11 protein-coding genes and 1 riboswitch are annotated in these 17020 nt (G+C 71.8%); of the genes, 7 read left to right on the forward strand and 4 right to left on the reverse strand.

What is annotated here, in order from left to right:
* Positions 1 to 14: 14 nt before the first annotated feature.
* Positions 15 to 4331, reverse strand: coding sequence for a HAMP domain-containing protein (locus QIS96_RS08970; protein ID WP_282542001.1), 4317 nt, complete (start codon positions 4329 to 4331; stop codon positions 15 to 17).
* A 241-nt stretch (positions 4332 to 4572) separates the two neighbouring features.
* Here QIS96_RS08970 and QIS96_RS08975 point away from each other — a divergent pair, with 241 nt between their 5' ends.
* The 4 genes from QIS96_RS08975 to QIS96_RS08990 all read left to right on the forward strand — a co-directional run bounded on the left by QIS96_RS08975 (position 4573) and on the right by QIS96_RS08990 (position 8523).
* On the forward strand, positions 4573 to 6435 hold the full coding sequence (locus QIS96_RS08975) for an ATP-binding SpoIIE family protein phosphatase (RefSeq protein WP_282541903.1): 1863 nt from the start codon (positions 4573 to 4575) through the stop codon (positions 6433 to 6435).
* Positions 6436 to 6577: 142 nt separating this feature from the next.
* Positions 6578 to 6880 (forward strand): dsRBD fold-containing protein, encoded by a 303-nt coding sequence (locus QIS96_RS08980; RefSeq protein WP_282541904.1) that lies wholly within the window; start codon positions 6578 to 6580, stop codon positions 6878 to 6880.
* A 95-nt stretch (positions 6881 to 6975) separates the two neighbouring features.
* Positions 6976 to 7251, forward strand: coding sequence for an acylphosphatase (locus tag QIS96_RS08985; RefSeq protein ID WP_282541905.1), 276 nt, complete (start codon positions 6976 to 6978; stop codon positions 7249 to 7251).
* Between the two features lie 492 nt (positions 7252 to 7743).
* A complete protein-coding gene (locus QIS96_RS08990) occupies positions 7744 to 8523 on the forward strand; it encodes a Mut7-C RNAse domain-containing protein (RefSeq protein ID WP_408907144.1) in 780 nt (259 codons plus the stop codon).
* Between the two features lie 13 nt (positions 8524 to 8536).
* Here the strand turns inward: QIS96_RS08990 and QIS96_RS08995 are convergent, their stop codons facing one another.
* On the reverse strand, positions 8537 to 10129 hold the full coding sequence (locus QIS96_RS08995) for a phytoene desaturase family protein (RefSeq protein ID WP_282541906.1): 1593 nt from the start codon (positions 10127 to 10129) through the stop codon (positions 8537 to 8539).
* 433 nt (positions 10130 to 10562) lie between these two features.
* Positions 10563 to 11858, reverse strand: a complete 1296-nt coding sequence (locus QIS96_RS09000) for a benzoate/H(+) symporter BenE family transporter (RefSeq protein WP_282541907.1) — start codon at positions 11856 to 11858, stop codon at positions 10563 to 10565.
* Between the two features lie 216 nt (positions 11859 to 12074).
* On the opposite strand from QIS96_RS09000, the gene QIS96_RS09005 reads away from it, so the two are divergent.
* A complete protein-coding gene (locus tag QIS96_RS09005; protein WP_282541908.1) occupies positions 12075 to 12635 on the forward strand; it encodes a helix-turn-helix domain-containing protein in 561 nt (186 codons plus the stop codon).
* 450 nt (positions 12636 to 13085) lie between these two features.
* A riboswitch (cyclic di-AMP (ydaO/yuaA leader) is annotated at positions 13086 to 13248 on the forward strand.
* Between the two features lie 3 nt (positions 13249 to 13251).
* The gene (locus QIS96_RS09010) at positions 13252 to 14010 is read left to right on the forward strand and encodes a LysM peptidoglycan-binding domain-containing protein (protein WP_282541909.1); all 759 of its coding nucleotides are present in this window, start codon (positions 13252 to 13254) and stop codon (positions 14008 to 14010) included.
* 144 nt (positions 14011 to 14154) lie between these two features.
* Here the strand turns inward: QIS96_RS09010 and QIS96_RS09015 are convergent, their stop codons facing one another.
* Positions 14155 to 15546: a sugar porter family MFS transporter gene (locus tag QIS96_RS09015; protein ID WP_282541910.1), complete on the reverse strand. Its 1392-nt coding sequence runs from the start codon at positions 15544 to 15546 to the stop codon at positions 14155 to 14157.
* 423 nt (positions 15547 to 15969) lie between these two features.
* Between QIS96_RS09015 and QIS96_RS09020 the strand changes: the two genes are divergently transcribed.
* On the forward strand, positions 15970 to 16977 hold the full coding sequence (locus QIS96_RS09020) for a LacI family DNA-binding transcriptional regulator (protein WP_282541911.1): 1008 nt from the start codon (positions 15970 to 15972) through the stop codon (positions 16975 to 16977).
* The last annotated feature ends 43 nt before the right edge of the window (positions 16978 to 17020 follow it).

The following is a 17020-nucleotide window of genomic DNA, read 5'->3' on the forward strand; positions in this document are numbered from 1 at the left end:
CGTCGCAGCGGCGCTCACAGCTCGCCCTCCAACGGCTCCTCCAACGGGTCCGCCACCGGGTCCGCCACCGGCTCTCCCGTCGGGTTCTCCACCGTGGAGCCGCCCCCGCTCGACGCGTTCGCGCGCTCCGGGTCGAGGAGGTCGACGATCACCGAGAGGAGCCGGTCCACGTCCACGGGCTTGGGCACGTAGTCGGTGGCGCCGCTCTCGATCGCCTTGTCGCGGTCCCCGGGCATGGCCTTGGCGGTGAGCGCGATGATCGGCAGGTCTGCGAGCCGGGGCGTGCTGCGGATCGCGTGGATCGTCTCGTACCCGTCCATCTCCGGCATCATGATGTCCATCAGCACCACCGACACATCGGGGGTGCGCTGCAGGACCTCCAGGCCTTCGCGGCCGTTCTCCGCGTACTTCACGGTGATGCCGACGCGGCCCAGTACGTGGGTCAGGGCGAAGACGTTGCGGATGTCGTCGTCGACGATGAGGATGCGGCGGCCGGCGAGGATCTGCCCGGGGCGTCCGCTGAGCCACTCCTTGAGCCGGGTCGTCTGCGGCCAGGTGGCGCCGCGCGCCCTGCCGAGTTCGACGGGACCGGGCCGCAACTCGTCGTCCAGGGACAGCTCGACGTCGGGGCCCAGGGCCGTCCGACCTCCGTCGGCGCGCGACGCACCGGCCGGTGCTATGTCGGGCCCGACGGCCGGTACGGCAGTGGGTGCGGCGGCGGGTGCAGTACCGGACACGGCTCCGGCTCCGACGGCGGGCGCCACCCCAGTCACCCCAGCCACCCCAGGCGCCACGACGGGCGGTGCCGCGGGTGCCGCAGGAACCGCGGCACCGGGCCCGAAGGCCACGACCCCGTCGACTGCCGTCTCCTGTACGGGAGTTGAGGGCTCCGCCGCCGGTACGGCCCCTCCCGGGTGGCGTGCCGGGAAGTAGAAGGTGAACTGCGAGCCGACGCCGAGCTCGCTCTCGGCGACGATCCGCCCGCCGAGCATCCGGGCGATCTCCCGGCTGATGGACAGGCCGAGCCCGGTGCCGCCGTACTTGCGGTTGGTGGTGCCGTCGGCCTGCTTGAACGCCTCGAAGACCACGGGAAGTTTGTCGGGCGAGATGCCGATCCCGGTGTCCTTGACCCGGAACGCGACCACCGCCTCCGCGTTGTGCAGCGCCTCTCCCTCGAACTCCTCGCCCGACGCCCGCTCGACGCGCAGCTCCACCGAGCCGGAGTGCGTGAACTTCACCGCGTTGGACAGGAGGTTGCGGAGCACCTGCTGGAGCCGCTGCTCGTCGGAGTACAGCTCGCGCGGCACGTCGTCCTCGACGGTGATCCGGAAGCCCAGGCCGCGGTCGACGGTCAGCGGCCGGAAGGTGGCGTCCACGTAGGTGAGCAGCTTGTCCAGGGACAGCTCGACCGGGTGCACGTCCATCCGGCCCGCCTCGATCTTCGACAGGTCGAGGATGTCGCTGATCAGCTGGAGCAGATCGGACCCGGAGCGGTGGATGGTGGTGGCGAACTGCACGTCCTGCTCGGAGAGATGACCGTCCGGGTTGTCGGCGAGCAGCCGGGCGAGGATGAGCAGCGAGTTGAGCGGGGTGCGCAGCTCGTGCGACATGTTCGCCAGGAACTCCGACTTGTACTGCGAGGCGGTCGCGAGCAGGGCCGCCTTCTCCTCCAGGGCGGCGTTGGAGCGCTGCAGCTCGTCGGAACGCTCCCGGAGTTCGGCGGTGAGCCGCTGGGACTCCGAAAGCAGCGACTCCGTACGGGAGTTGGCGATGATGGTGTTGAAGGAGACGCCGATGGTGTTGGCGAACTGGTCGATGAACGCCAGGTGCACATCGCTGAACCTGCTGAGCGAGGCCAGCTCGATCACGCCGAGGAGTTTGCCCTCGAAGAGGATCGGCACGATGACGATGCTGGCGGGCAGGGCCCCGCCGAGGCCGGAGCTTATGGTGATGTAGTCCTCGGGGGCGTCCGAGACGAGGATGCGCTTCTTTTCCTTGGCCGCCTGGGCGATCAGTCCGCGGCCCGGGGTGCCGGTACCGGGCAGCGGGCTGCCGCCGCCGGCCTGGTCGGTCCCGTACCCGGCGATGAACTGCAGGTCCTCGCCGGGGCCCGTGCCCTGCTCCACCAGGAAGAACGCGCCGAACTGGGCGTTCACCAGCGGGGTCAGCTCGCCGAGGATGAGGCCCGCGACCTCGACGAGGTCGCGGTGGCCCTGCATCAGGGCGGCCATGCGGGTCAGGTTGGACTCCAGCCAGTCCTTGGCGCGGGTGGTCTCGCGGAGGTTGGACACCATCAGGTTGATGTTGTCCTTGAGCTCGGCGACCTCGCCGCGTGCCTCGACGGTGATGGAGCTCGACATGTCGCCCTGGGTGACGGCGCTGGCCACCTCGGCGATGGCGCGTACCTGGGTGGTGAGGTTGGAGGCGAGTTCGTTGACGCCGGTGGTGAGCCGCTTCCACGTGCCGTAGACGCCCTCGACGCGGGCCTGGCCGCCCAACTGGCCCTCGCTGCCCACCTCGCGGGCCACGCGGGTCACCTCGGAGGAGAACGAGGAGAGCGTGTCGACCATGGTGTTGATGGTGGTCTTGAGCTCCAGGATCTCGCCGCGCGCGTCCACGTCGATCTTCTTCGACAGGTCGCCCTGGGCCACGGCGGTGGCGACCTGGGCGATGTTGCGTACCTGCGAAGTCAGGTTGTCCGCCATGAAGTTGACGTTGTCCGTCAGGTCCTCCCACACGCCGGAGACGCCGCGCACCTGCGCCCGGCCGCCGAGGTTGCCCTCGGTGCCGACCTCGCGGGCCACCCGCGTCACCTCGTCGGCGAAGGCGCGCAGCTGGTCGACCATGGTGTTCACGGTGTCCTTCAGCTGCTGGATCTCGCCGCGCGCGTCCACCGAGATTTTCTTCGACAGGTCCCCGTCGGCGACGGCCGTGGTGACCTGGGCGATGTTGCGGACCTGCGAAGTCAGGTTCGACGCCATGAAGTTGACGTTGTCCGTCAGCTCCTTCCACACCCCGGACACCCCGCGGACCTGCGCCTGACCGCCGAGGTTGCCCTCCGTGCCCACCTCACGGGCCACGCGCGTCACCTCGTCGGCGAACGCGGAGAGCTGCTCGACCATCGTGTTGATCGTCGACTTCAGCTCCAGGATCTCGCCCTTCGCCTCGACGTTGATGGTCTTGCCGAGGTCGCCCTGGGCGACGGCGGTGGCGACCTGGGCGATGCTGCGGACCTGCGAAGTCAGGTTCGACGCCATGAAGTTGACGTTGTCCGTCAGGTCCTTCCACACCCCGGAGACCCCGCGGACCTGCGCCCGGCCGCCGAGGTTGCCCTCCGTACCCACCTCACGGGCCACGCGCGTCACCTCGTCGGCGAACGCGGAGAGCTGCTCGACCATCGTGTTGATCGTCGACTTCAGCTCCAGGATCTCGCCCTTCGCCTCGACGGTGATCTTCTGGCTGAGGTCCCCGTTGGCGACGGCCGTGGTGACCTGGGCGATGCTGCGGACCTGCGAAGTCAGGTTCGACGCCATGAAGTTGACGTTGTCGGTGAGGTCCTTCCACACCCCGGACACGCCCGGCACATGTGCTCGGCCGCCCAACTGCCCCTCGGTGCCCACCTCGCGGGCCACGCGCGTCACCTCGTCGGCGAAGGCCCGCAGCTGGTCGACCATGGTGTTCACGGTGAGCTTCAGTTCGAGCAGCTCGCCCATCGCCTCGACCGTGACGTGCTGGGTCAGGTCCCCTTGGGCGACCGCCGTCGTGACGACCGCGATGTCGCGGACCTGGGCGGTGAGGCGTGCGGCCATCGCGTTCACGGCCTCGGTCACGAAACGCCAGTCGCCCGAGAGCCCCTGCACCTTCGCCCGCTCGCCGAGCCGGCCCTCGGTGCCGACCTCGCGGGCGACCCGGGTGACCTCGCCGGTGAACAGTGAGAGCTGGTCCGCCATGCGGTTCACGCCGCGCCCCAGGCGGCGCAGATCGCCGCGGAGCTGGCGCTTGCCGTCGTGCAGTTCGACCCGCTGAGTCAGATCGCCGTCCGCGACCGCGTCGAGTACGCGCGTGACGTTCCCGACCGGCACGACGAGCGCTTCGAGAAGGGAGTTGGCCGCGTCCACGCTGGTGGTCCAGGCCCCGTGCCCCGGGCTGGCCGCGAGCCGCTCGTCCAGGCGGCCGCCCCTGATCACTTCCTGCCGTACGCGCTGGAGCTCCGCCGCCATGTGCGCGTTGCGCATGACGATCTGGTTGAACACCTCGGCCAGCTCCGCCGTCGCTCCGTCGGCCGGGACCTCCGCCCGTACGGAGAAGTCCCCGTCACGGAAGGCGATCATCGTGGCGAGGAGGGGTCTCAGCTCGGCTGCGCTCAGGCGGTCCCGCTCGGTCTCCCCGGAGGCCCGGACACCCTGGGAGACCGCCTCGGAGCCTGATCCGCGAGGAGGGTTGTCGAGCTGTTCCCGCTCACGCGCCATTCCGAAATGTCCTTCTTTGCGAGGTACGCAAGGATTAACCCTTCTAGTGAGATTTAGACTACATTCATCGCGCTGAGCGCCGGAACCGAGTCAGGAGGGGCCCGTGGGTACCTCCGCAGACCCCCTGGAATCCGTGTCGCGGCTCCGCCTGCCCGCCGACGACCTGGCCCCTTCCGCCGCCCGCAAGTTCCTCCGCGCCACCCTCGCCGGCCTGGCCGCACCCCCGGCTCCCGGCCTTCCAGCGGTCGTCAGCGAGCGCCTCGTCGACGACGCCGTGCTCCTCGTCAGCGAGCTGACCACCGCGACCCTCGCCCGCGGCGGCTTCGAGATCGAGATCGGCTGCCGCGTCGAGTCCGGCCCCGACACCCGCCACGGCCTCCCGGCCCCGCCGCCCCCGGACGGTACGCGGCGTCTTGGCATCGTCGTCGAGGTGCTCGACCGCCACCTCTCCGGCGCCGGGCCCGCCGGATCCGACCTGCGGAGCAGCCTGCACGGGCACGGCCTACGCCTGCTGAGCGCCCTCGCCGACACCTGGGGCGTGACCTGCCGGCAGGCCGAGGAGAGCGTGTGGTTCCGCCTCGACAGCCTCATCGAAGGCCGGCCCGGCCCCCCGGACCGCGAGACCGCCGCCCCCGATGCCCAGGGCACGGCGCCCGACCGCACCGGCCCCGCCCCCGAGCGGTCCGACCGGGCCGGGGCGTCCTTCCTCGCCGAGGTCAGCGAGCTGCTCGCGGGCCAGCTCGACGAGGACATGGTCACCGCGCTCACCAGCCAACTCCTCGTGCCGAGGCTCGCCGACTGGTGCGCCGTGTGGCTCACCACCACCAACGGCCGGATGCGGATCTCCCGCGTCTGGCACCGGGACGAACAGCAGATCCGTACGCTCCGCAGCGCCCTCGAACAGGAGCGCCCGCCGCCGGACACACTGACCACCACCACCGCCCTCACCTGGCCCTGGCCCGAGGGCGCGGACGCCGTCGAGCCGGGCGGCTCCGCGCTGCTGTTCCCGCTGGTCGCGAGCGGCCGCTGCCACGGCGCGCTGCTCGTCGGCCGGGCCGGGCTGCCCCGTATGACGGACGCCGTCGTACGCCTCACCCAGGACGTGGCGCGCAGAGCCGCCCAGGCGGTGGTCACCGCCCGCCACTACACCCGGCAGGCAGACATCAGCCACTCCCTGCAGCGCCGCCAGCTGCCCACCTCGCTCGCCTCGATCCCGGGCGTCGACACGGCCATCGTGTACGAGCCGAGCGGCGAGGGTCAGACCGTCGGCGGCGACTTCTACGACCTGTTCCCGATGGGCGAGAGCCGCTGGTGCTTCCTGCTCGGCGACGTCTGCGGCCACGACCTGGAGGCCATGTCCGTCACGGGCCTGGCCCGCCATCTCGTACGGCTGCTCGCCCGCGAGGGCCACGGTGTGGAGGCCCTGCTCCACCGGCTGAACCTCGCGATGGCCGAGGAGGGGGCGGAGGCGGTGGCGGTCGGCGGCGAGCAGGCCGGCTCCCGTTTCCTGAGCCTGCTCTACGGCGAGCTGGAGCCCGAGCCGGTCGCGGGCGGCGCGCGGCTCACGGTGGCCAGCGCCGGGCACCCGCTTCCGCTGCTCCTCTCGGCCGACGGCGCGGTACGCCCGGCCGCGGACCCGCAGATGCTGCTCGGCATCGACGAACGGGCCGAGTTCCGCGCGAACTCCTTCCACCTCGCGCCCGGCGAGATCCTGCTGTGCGTGACGGACGGCGTGACCGAACGCCGCCGGGGCAACCGGCAGTTGGACGACGACGACGGCCTCGCCGAACTCCTCCGCGGCTGCGCGGGCCTCGGCGCCAAGGCGGTCGCGGAGCGCGTACGCCAGGCCGCCCACGACTTCGGCCCCGACCCGATCGACGACGACCTCGCGGTCCTGGTCCTGGAGGCGCTGCCCGTGGCGGGGGCGGGGCGGGAGGCGGGTTCCGGTACGGGGGTGGAGGGCTGAGCAGCCGCCGCTGAGCACCTTCCGCTGCGCCGGACGGATGCGGAGCGGGTGCCTGTGGCGCGATCCTGGAACCGGGGCGCCGAGGAACGCCGAGGAACACAGCGGCCGAACACAGCGGACGACCACAGCGCTGGAGGACACCATGTCGCACACCACCGATTGGACCGCGCGCGTCCACCTGGTCGAGGAGGAGCGCACGACCAAGGTCAGCGTCGAGCTGGACACGGGCAGCAGTCGCCTCACCGCCCACGGCACCGCGCGCTGCAACCCCGCGGACAACGACGTACCCGCGATCGGCGACGAGCTCGCCGCCGCCCGAGCCCTGGAGAACCTGGCGCAGCAGCTCAAGCGCACCGCGTACCACGACATGGCTGCGGCGGGGACGTCCCGCGAGCAGCCGGTCGCCAGGCCTTATGTCGGCTGGCCGGACGTCGAGGAGGCCTAGTGGCCGGACGCCGCCTCAGTGACTTGTTCGGCAATCCGCCCTTGAGGAGGCGTAGTTGAGCTGGAGCAACGGGCCGAGGAAAGGCTGTGCGCGGCATGACGCGTAAACGGGTCGTCGTCACCGGCGAGGTGCAGGGCGTCTTCTTCCGGGACACCTGCCGCCGCACGGCGCTGGAGTACCGGGTGGCGGGCTGGGTGCGGAATCTGCCGGACGGTTCGGTGGAGGCGGTGTTCGAGGGCGAGCCGCACCATGTGGCGATCCTCGTCGAGTGGGCGAGAAAGGGTCCGCCCGCCGCGACCGTGCGGGACCTGTCCGTGATGAACGAGGAGGCGGAGGGCCTCGAAGGCTTCGAGGTCCGCCCCACGCCGTGAGACCTGTGCATCGGTGAGCCAGGCGCCCCGCACTCCTGCGCCCCGGCGAGGGCCCGGCGCCCGTGACGCCTGCGGCCCGGTGAGCCCGGCGTCCCGTGACTCCTGCGCACCGGTGACTTCTGCGGCCCTGTGAGCCCGACGCCCCATGTCGCCGCGCCACATGCCCCCGCGCCCTCGCGCGTCCACCCCCCCATGTCTCCGCACCCCGCGCCCACCTCGGCACCATGTCCCCTCGGCCCATGACCTCGTGCCGTCGCGCGTTCCACACCCCAGGACCCCGAGGCCCATGTCCCCGCATCACATAGCCCCGCGCCCCATGACCTAGCGGCCCCACGCCCCCGCGGCCCACGCCCCCGCACCCAACGTCCCCGTGCCCCCGTACGGCCCGCACCCCATGCCCTCGTGCCCCACGTCTCCCCGGCACATGGCCCCATGCCTCCGTACGTCCCGTGCCCCCATATGCCCCCGCGCCACCGGTGGCACCCTGGATGTGTGGACAGGCCACATGTGAACGAGCCGGGAGTCGGGCTCCCGAATGAGTCGGGGGTCGGGCTCCTGGTCTTCTTCCCCGACGAGCTCCGGCTGTTTCTGCCCGCCCGTTGCCGGGGCGCGGGGCCGGTCCCCGCGGGGCTCGACGGGACCTCCTCGCTCGGGCACGTCGTGGAGGCGCTGGGCGTGCCGCTGACGGAGGTCGGCTCGCTGTGCGTCGGCGGGCGCGCCGTCGATCCCGCGTACCGGCCGCGCCCCGGCGACCGCGTGACGGTGCGGCCCGTACGGCGGCCGCAGCGGCCGCGGCCGGAGCCGCCGAGGTTCGTCCTCGACGTCCATCTGGGCGCGCTCGCCCGGCAGTTGCGGCTGCTCGGCGTGGACACCGCGTACCGCAACGACATGGGGGACGCCGAGCTCGTCGCGCAGGCGAACGCCGAGCGCCGGGTGCTCCTCACCCGGGACCGCGGGCTGCTGCGCCGCAGGTCCCTGTGGCTCGGGGCGTACGTGCACGGGGCGGACCCGGACCGTCAACTCGCCGACGTGCTCGACCGGTTCGAGCCGCCCCTCGCGCCGTGGACCCGCTGCACGGTCTGCAACGCGGCCCCGCTCACGGAGGTGCGGAAGAGCGAGGTGGCGCCGCTGCTCGCCCCCGGCACCCGCCGCACCCACGAGTCGTTCACGCGCTGCCCGGGGTGCGGGCGGGTGTACTGGCGGGGTGCGCACAGCCGCAGGCTGGAACGGATCGTCGCGACCGCGCGGCACCGGACGACAGACCAGCGGTAACAGCCCCGGCGGCTCAGCGCTCCAGGAGCGCCATGGCCGCGTTGTGGCCGGGAATGCCGCTGACGCCGCCGCCGCGGATCGCGCCCGCGCCGCACAGGAGGACGTTCCGGTGGCCGGTCTCCACGCCCCAACGCCCGCTGCCCTCCTCTCCGTACGGGAAGGACAGGTCGCGGTGGAAGATGTGGCCGGACGGGAGGCCGAGTGCGGCTTCGAGGTCCTGCGGGGTCTTGGCCTCGATGCAGGGGCGGCCGTCGGCATCGACGGCCAGGCAGTCCGCGATCGGCTCGTCGAGGCAGGCGTCGAGGGCGGCCACGGTGGCGCGCAGGGCCTCGGCGCGCGCCGCGTCCGCGTCGCCCGCGAAGAGCCGGGCCGGCATGTGCAGGCCGAACAGGGTGAGCGTGTGGTGGCCGCTCGCCGCCAACTCCGGTCCGAGGATGGACGGGTCGGTGAGGGAGTGGCAGTAGATCTCGGACGGCGGCGTGCCGGGGATGCGGCCCGCCGCGGCCTCGCGGTAGGCGGTTTCGAGCTGGCTGTACGACTCGGCGATGTGGAAGGTGCCGGCGAAGGCGTCGCGGGGGTCGACGCTCCGGTCGCGCAGCTTCGGCAGCCGGCGCAGCAGCATGTTCACCTTCAACTGCGCGCCTTCGGGGGCAGGTTGGGCCGGGTCGTGGTCGTCGCCGAGGAGGCGGCTGAGGGTGGCCGGTGCGACGTTCGCGAGGACGGTGCCGGCGGCGGCCTTCGTCTCGCGCCCGTCGTGCCGCTCTCCTTCCACCGGCCGGAAGCGGACCTCGGCCTCGGCGCCGTCCGTGTCGATCCCCACGACCTCCTGGTCGAGGAGGATCTCGGCGCCGGCCGCGCGAGCGGCGTCCGCGAGCGCGCCGGTGAGCGCGCCCATGCCGCCCACGGGCACGTTCCAGTCTCCGGTGCCGTTGCCGATCACGTGGTAGAGGAAGCAGCGGTTCTGCAGCAGCGACTCGTCATGGGCGTGCGTGAACGTGCCGATCAGCGCGTCGGTGAGCACGACGCCCCGCACCAGGTCGTGGGAGAACCTCGCCTCGACGGCCTCGCCGAGCGGACGCTCGAACAGCGCCTCCCACGCCTCCTTGTCGTCGACGATGCGCTCCAGCTCGGCCCGGTCGGGCAGCGGTCCGGTCAGGGTCGGGAAGACCTTGCGGGCGACCTGCTGCGTCATCCCGTAGAACTGCTGCCAGGACTCGAAGTCGTGGTCAGAGCCGGTGAGTTGACGGAACGACTCGCGGGTCCGCGCGGCGTCCTCCTCGACGAGGAGCCCGCTCGGCCGGCCGCCCACGACGGTCGGCGTGTACGAGGAGATCCGGCGCTGCCGGGTACGGAACTTCAGCCCGAGGTCCTGGACGATCTTCTGCGGCAGCAGGCTGACCAGGTACGAGTAGCGGGACAGGCGCGCGTCCACGCCGTTGAACGCCTGCGCCGACACGGCGGCGCCACCGGCGTGGTCCTGCCGTTCCAGTACGAGGACGCTGCGCCCGGCACGAGCGAGGTACGCGGCGGCGACGAGGCCGTTGTGTCCGGCGCCGACGATCACGACGTCGTACGAGGAACGGGCGGGGGAAGAAACGGAGTGCACTGTGTTCTCCAGACGGTGGAGTACGGCGAATTGAGGGCTCACGGGCTGCAGTCGCACCGCTGCCCGGCGAATGTTTCCCGGCACGCGCCGCAACGGTATTCGGGCACGCGGAAGCCACCTGACCGGAAGAGACCGGAGGAAACCCGGAAGGACCGGAAGGGAGGAAAAAGGGAAGAGAGAAGAGGGAAACCTCGCCGGGCAGCGGCGAAACTACAGACCGGTCTGCCAGTGCGGCTCAGGAATGAGGTGACCCAGGACCGAATACCGGCGCACCAGCACCGATCCGGGTGCTGTCGCCGCGGCGCAGAGCGCGTCGCAGGTCCGTCGTTGGGTCACCGGAACTTTCTAACATCGCGCCGGATGCCGATCAATAGCGCGTCCACCACGGACATTTGACGCCGCGGAGTTCCGGGGCCACGACCACGGCCGAAGGTCACGCCGAGGCCCGTTCCTCCGTACGCGAGGCCTGTCCGGCGGGCCGCTCGCCGGAGCCCGTGACGGAGTCCGCGACGGACCCCGCGACAGGGGCGGAAGCGGTGGCTCCGCGACGCCGGCCCCGCCCCGCCGAGGCGACCGCGCTGGTGAGCCCGCCCGCGAGCAGGCCCCAGAAGGCGGAGCCGATGCCGAGGAGCGTCACGCCGGAGGCCGTGGCGAGGAAGGTGACGACGGCCGCCTCCCTGGACGCGGGGTCCGAGAGGGCGCCGGCCAGGGACGCCTCGATCGTGGCGAGCAGGCCGACCCCGGCGACGGCCAGGACGAGCGCGTGCGGCATGGCGGTGAGCAGCGAGGCGACGGTCGCGCCGAGCAGGCCGACGCACAGGTAGAAGCCGCCGGCCCACACCGCTGCGAGGTAGCGCCGCCGCCGGTCCGGGTGGGCCTCGTCGCCGGTGCAGATCGCGGCGGTGATCGCCGCCAGGTTGAGGCCGAACGCCCCGAACGGCGCCAGGACCGCCTGCACGGCCCCGGTCCACGTGAGGACGGGCGAGACCGGCACCTCGTATCCGGAGGCGCGCAGCACGGCGACGCCGGGGAGGTTCTGCGAGGCCATGGTGACGACGAACAGCGGTACGCCGACGCTGACCAGGACCTTCCAGTCGAACTCGGGGGACGTGAACACCAGTTGCGCGAAGGAGAGTCGGACCCGTTCCAGGTGCCAGCCGCCGGTGAGGACGGAGGCGACGATTCCGCCGCCGAGGGCGAGGAGAACCGCGTACCGGGGCAGCAGCCGGCGGGCGAGGAGGTACAGCGCGAACACCGGGAACGCGATCGCGAAGCTGCCGCCCATCTGGGAGAACAGCCCCGTCCCGAAGTCCAGGAGCACACCGGCGAGCAGCGCGGACGCCAGCGGTACGGGGATCCGGTCCATGATCCGCGCGAACCATCCCGTCAGGCCGCTCACCAGGATCAGTACGCCGCTGAACACGAACGCACCCACGGCCTTCTCCATGGAGACCCCGGTCAGGCTCGTGGCGAGGAGCGCCGCGCCCGGCGTGGACCAGGAGGTGAGGACCGGCGCCTTGTAGCGCAGCGAGAGGCCCGCGCTGGTCACGGCTATGCCGACGCCGAGCGCCAGCATCCACGAGGAGACCTCCCGCGTGTCCGCCCCCGCGGCCCGCGCCGCGGTGAAGACGATCGCCGCGGCGCTGGTGACGCCGACGGTGACCGCGATGAGCGCCGCCGTCACGGCCGAGGGAGGTGCGAGGGCGCGTATACGAGCGAGCGGGGACATGTGGGCATCACTTCCGGGAGGGGCGCGCGGGTTCAGCGCGGGAGGCGGCGACGGGCGGGGGTTCATCGACGCGCGAGGGTTCACGTCCAAGCGTTCCACGAACGGAACGTTCTGTCTGTGGAACACTAAGGACGCTGGCGGCGAAACGTCAAAGCACCCCCGGGGCGCGGTCGCGGACCCGGGCACAGGAACGGACGGGACGGACGGGCACGGGCGATGGGTCTGAACGACGAAGTCGGGCGCAGGCTGAAGCAGTTGAGGCAGGCCGACGGCCTGTCCCTGTCGGAGCTCGCACGCCGCTCGGGCGTCGGCAAGGGCACGCTCTCGGAGCTGGAGACCGGCCGCCGCAACCCCACGCTCGAAACGCTGTACGCCCTGACCACCGCGCTCGGCCGCCCACTCAGCGCCGTCCTCGACGACCCCGCCCCCGGCCCGGCGGCGCGCGCCGGCGGAGTCTCCGGCAGCGCCGTCACGGCGGTGCTCCTGGAGCGGTACGAGGACGCCGACGCGGCCACCGACGTCTTCCGCATCACCATCGCGGAGGGCGCGACCCAGGAGTCGGCCTCGCATGTCCCGCACACGACGGAGAGCCTGATGGTGCTCTCCGGGACGGCGGTCGTCGGCCTCCCCGACGCCCCGCAGACGGCGGGCCCCGGCGGCCACGCGCACTGGCCGGCCGACGCCCCGCACGTCTACCGCGCGCCGCACGGCGAGGTGCAGGGCGTGCTCTTCGTCCGGTACCCGAAGGACGCGCGGCAGCCGAAGGACGCCCGGTAGCCGAAGGACCCCAACGCTCGAAGGGCGCCCGGCAGCCGTAGGGCACCGACGCGAAGAGCCCCACCCGGTGAACGAATGTCCGACTTTGCACCATTGACTCCGTTAGCCACGCTCTCTACCGCATTAATGGCTTACGTAAATCATCGCCCGAATTACCCGCGACTCGCGCGAATTACCCCAGCTAATACACTGCCGTCCACATTCCACAGCAGTGCCCAATTCAGTGAATCGGGTCACATCGGGCGCCCGGGTGCAACCGTACGGCGAAAGCGCACATCCGCTTGCGCGCCAAGAGAGTTGGGCGTTGTCGATCTCGGCGGGCCGAGCTCCACGGAATGCGATAACACTCTCCGTGTATTCCTCGTTCGAATTCCTCTCTTGTTCCTTCCGGAGTTTCTCGCTTAACGTCACCGTCATTCCGGACGGAACGCCGAATCCTGCCGCTGTCCGGAAAACCTCACACCCACTCACGTACGCACGGCAGGAGCGGGGGACCCAGGTAAGCCGCCGATCCGGACTCCGGAACGGCTCGGGGTGAAGTCGCGCACAGCGCGGCCGGACATCTCCCGTCCGAACCCGACAGCTCACCTCGTAGGCGACGGAGAGGAAATTCGCCATGCCTGCAAACGGAAAGCACCGCCGTCTCAAGCCCCGTTCGCTCACCCGGGGAATCGCCGCCGCAGGCACGGGCGGCCTCGCGCTCGTCCTCCCGCTGATCGCCGCCAACGCCGCGAGCGCAGCGCCGGCCGCGACCGTGCAGACCAGCACGGCCGCCAAGCCCGCCGCCGCGAAGACCTATGTGGTCGTCGCGGGCGACACCCTCTCCGAGATCGCCCAGAAGCAGTCCGTCAGCGGCGGCTGGAAGAAGCTGTACGCGGACAACCGCAGCGTCGTCGGTGACGACCCGCGGCTGATCCACCCCGGCGTCAAGCTCACCCTCGGCAAGAAGGCCGCGGCGAAGGCGGACGCCTCCCGCGCCTCCGCCGAGCGCGCCGACCGCTCCGAGCGCACGACCGCCGTCCAGGCCGCCGCCGCCCCGGCGAAGAAGTCGTACACCAACGACCTCGACGGCTGGATCAAGGAATCCCTCGACATCATGGCCGAGCGCGGCATCCCCGGCACCTACGAGGGCATCCACCGCAACATCATGCGGGAGTCCTCCGGCAACCCGCTGGCCATGAACAACTGGGATATCAACGCCCAGAACGGCACCCCGTCCAAGGGCCTGCTGCAGGTCATCGCCCCGACGTTCGAGGCGTACCACGTGCCCGGCACGTCGACCGACAGCTTCGACCCGGTCGCCAACATCACCGCCGCCTGCAACTACGCGGCCGACCGGTACGGCTCGATCGACAACGTCAACGGCCCGTACTAGAACGCCCGTCGGCCCTCCTGAAGGCCGAGCCCCGAAGGGGGCGGCACGACCGCGGATCCCGTCCGCCGCCGCGCCGCCCCCTTCGCGTACGTCCGCTTCCCGTACGTCCGCTTCCCGTACGTCTGTCTCCCGTACGCGGGCCGGTCAGCCGCGCAGCGACGCCGAGATGTCCTCCAGGCTGCGGCCCTTCGTCTCGGGCAGCTTGCGGTGCAGGTAGACGACGCCGAGCAGGCCGAAGAGCCCGTAGATCCAGAACAGGCCGGTGGGCGTGAGGGCGTTGATGGTGGTGAGGACGGTGAGGGAGATCGCGAAGTCGAGGCCCCAGTGGGTGACGTTGCCGAAGGAGCTGGCCTTGCCACGCACCGCGGTCGGGAAGATCTCGCTGTTGATGAGCCAGATCGCCAGGCCCAAGCTGGGCGCGAACGCCGCGATGTAGAGGCAGAGGCCGGCCACGAGCAGGCCGCCGGAGACGGGCCGGCCGTCGTCGCCCATCAGGTACAGCGCCCCCAGGAGCACAAGGGCCAGGACCACGACCGAGGTGCCGCCGAGCAGCAGCGGCCGGCGGCCGACCCGGTCGACGAGGAGCAGCGCCGCGAACGTCAGGCACATGTTGACCAGGCCGATGCCGAGCGAGGACAGGATCGCGGCGGAGCTGCCGAAGCCGGCCTGCTTGAGCATGGTCGGCGCGTAGTAGATGACCGCGTTGACGCCGACCAGCTGGTTGGTGGCCGCGACGACCACGCCGAGGAGGACGGCGGGGCGCATCGCGGGGCGCAGCAGATCGCGGTAGCTGGTCCGGGTCTCAGCCGCCGACAGAGCCTCGATCTCGGCGAGTTCGGCCTCCGCGGCCTCGGGCGTACGGGTCCGCAGCAGGGCCGCGCGCGCCTCCTCCCGGCGGCCGCGGCCGAGGAGCCAGCGCGGGCTCTCGGCGAGGCGCAGCACGCCGAGGAGCATCGCGAGGGCGGGGACCAGGCCGAGGCCCAGCATCCAGCGCCAGCCCTCGCCGTCGTCGAAGAGGTAGCCGACCAGGTACGACACGAAGATGCCGACCGTGATCATGAGTTGGTTGAGCGAGACGAGGCGGCCGCGGGACTCGGCCGGGGCGATCTCCGCGATGTAGGCGGGCACGGTGAGCGAGGCCGTGCCGATCGCGAGGCCGAGCAGGACCCGCGCCACGATCAGGACCTCGACGCCCGGCGCCACCGCGGAGACGACCGCGCCGACGGCGAAGACCGCGGCCCCGACGAGCAGCGTGCGCCGTCGCCCCGCCGCGTCCGTGACGGCCCCCGCGCCCAGGACGCCGACGATCGCGCCGAGCAACAGCGAGGCCACGGTGACCTGTTGCATCCCGTCGGAGAGGCCGAACTCCGGCGCGATGAACAGCAGGGCCGACGAGATGATCCCCGTGTCGTACCCGAAGAGGAAGCCGCCGAGCGCGGCGACCGCGGACGCGCCGAGCAGCGAGCGGCGCGCGGCGGCGGTCAGCGGCGGGGAACCCGGCGGTGTGGTGGTTCCGACTGTGTGCGTCTGCGACATGGGGCGGCTCCTGACGGTGAAACAGGTCGAGGCGTACGGGAGTTGGGGTGCGGTCCCCCGATCGGCGGCCGGGCAGGGCTGACCGTCGGGGTCCGTCGGCCCGCACGGGTCGGCTGGGCGGGACGACGGACCCCGACCGGTGCTGCTGCCGAGGAAGTCGGGGGGATCGAGCGGCTCAGGGGCGGTCACGGACGCCGTCACGGCACGCGTCGTCGGATGCCGTCATGGACGTCCGGTCGGGAAGCGACCGGCCCCGGTGCAGCATCGTGACGGCAGCGAGCGATCTGCGCAACCGTTTGCGCAATCGTTTTCGCGAGTTGGCTCACGTACGATCGCCGTAACCACCGGGCGCACCGGAACCGGAACCGAACCGACCGGACCCACCGGCGCCGCCCCCGCCCTGATCTCACCGAGGAGCCGCTCATGGCGAAGATGGCCGATGTCGCCCGCCGGGCCGGCGTCTCCGTGTCGACCGTCTCGCACGTCATCAACGGCACCCGGTACGTCAAGGACGAGACCCGCGAGCTCGTCCTCGACGCGGTCCGGGAGACGGGGTACACGCACAACACCGTCGCCCGCTCCCTGAAGACGTCGAGCACCCTGACCCTCGGCCTGGCCGTGTCGGCGGTGGGGAACCTGCACTTCGCGGAGCTGGTGTCGGCGGTGGACGCGGCCACCCGGGCCTCGGGTTACACCCTCCTGATGGCCGACACCCACGATGACCCGGCCGAGGAGCTCAGCGTCGTCAGGACGCTGCACGAGCGGCGCGTGGACGGCCTGTTGCTCGCCACCGCCGCAGGCCCGCGCGGAGCGGCCCTGCGGTACGTGAAGAACGCGGGGCTGCCGACGGTCCTCATCGACCGCTGCGCGTCCCCCGCCTTCGACCAGGTCGCGACCGCAAACGTGGAGGCCACGGCACGGCTCGTCGACCACCTCGCCGACCTCGGGCACACCCGCATCGGCCTGGTCGCCGGGCGGCGCGGCCTGCGCACCAGCGGTGAGCGGCAGCGGGGCTGGAAGCGCGGCATGGAGCGCAAGGGCCTCACCGCGTCCGACGATCTCGTCGCGGTCGGCGACTCCCAGGCGTACCCGGCGGAGTTGGCCACCGAACGCCTGATGGCCGGCCCCGACGCCCCCACCGCGCTGGTCTCGGGCAACAACCAGATGACGCTCGGCGTGCTCCGCGCGCTGGCCCGGCTCGGCCGCAAGGTGCCCTCGGACGTGGCGCTCTGCGCCTTCGACGACTTCGAGTGGGCCGACCTGATGCACCCCGCGCCGACGGCGATCGCCCAGCCCGTGCAGGAGACCGGGCGGCGGGCCGTGGAGCTGCTCATGGAGCGCATCGCGGACCCGGAGGGCGAGCGCCGAACGGTCCTCCTGGAGCCGACCTTCGTCCACCGGGAGTCGTGCGGTTGCTCCCCCTCGGCGTGAGACGACCGCAGCAGGCTCTCAACCTCCGGTCGGGGCAAGGGGG

Source organism: Streptomyces cavernicola, from assembly GCF_029968035.1.
Lineage (GTDB): Bacteria > Actinomycetota > Actinomycetes > Streptomycetales > Streptomycetaceae > Streptomyces > Streptomyces cavernicola.

Bases quoted from the DNA above. Each gene is read 5' to 3' on its own strand.
- QIS96_RS08970 (WP_282542001.1), bottom strand. From the start codon at position 4,331: ATGATCGCCTTCCGTGACGGGGACTTCTCCGTACGGGCGGAGGTCCCG.
- QIS96_RS08980 (WP_282541904.1), top strand. From the start codon at position 6,578: ATGTCGCACACCACCGATTGGACCGCGCGCGTCCACCTGGTCGAGGAG.
- QIS96_RS08985 (WP_282541905.1), top strand. From the start codon at position 6,976: ATGACGCGTAAACGGGTCGTCGTCACCGGCGAGGTGCAGGGCGTCTTC.
- QIS96_RS09000 (WP_282541907.1), bottom strand. From the start codon at position 11,858: ATGTCCCCGCTCGCTCGTATACGCGCCCTCGCACCTCCCTCGGCCGTG.
- QIS96_RS09005 (WP_282541908.1), top strand. From the start codon at position 12,075: ATGGGTCTGAACGACGAAGTCGGGCGCAGGCTGAAGCAGTTGAGGCAG.
- QIS96_RS09010 (WP_282541909.1), top strand. From the start codon at position 13,252: ATGCCTGCAAACGGAAAGCACCGCCGTCTCAAGCCCCGTTCGCTCACC.
- QIS96_RS09015 (WP_282541910.1), bottom strand. From the start codon at position 15,546: ATGTCGCAGACGCACACAGTCGGAACCACCACACCGCCGGGTTCCCCG.
- QIS96_RS09020 (WP_282541911.1), top strand. From the start codon at position 15,970: ATGGCGAAGATGGCCGATGTCGCCCGCCGGGCCGGCGTCTCCGTGTCG.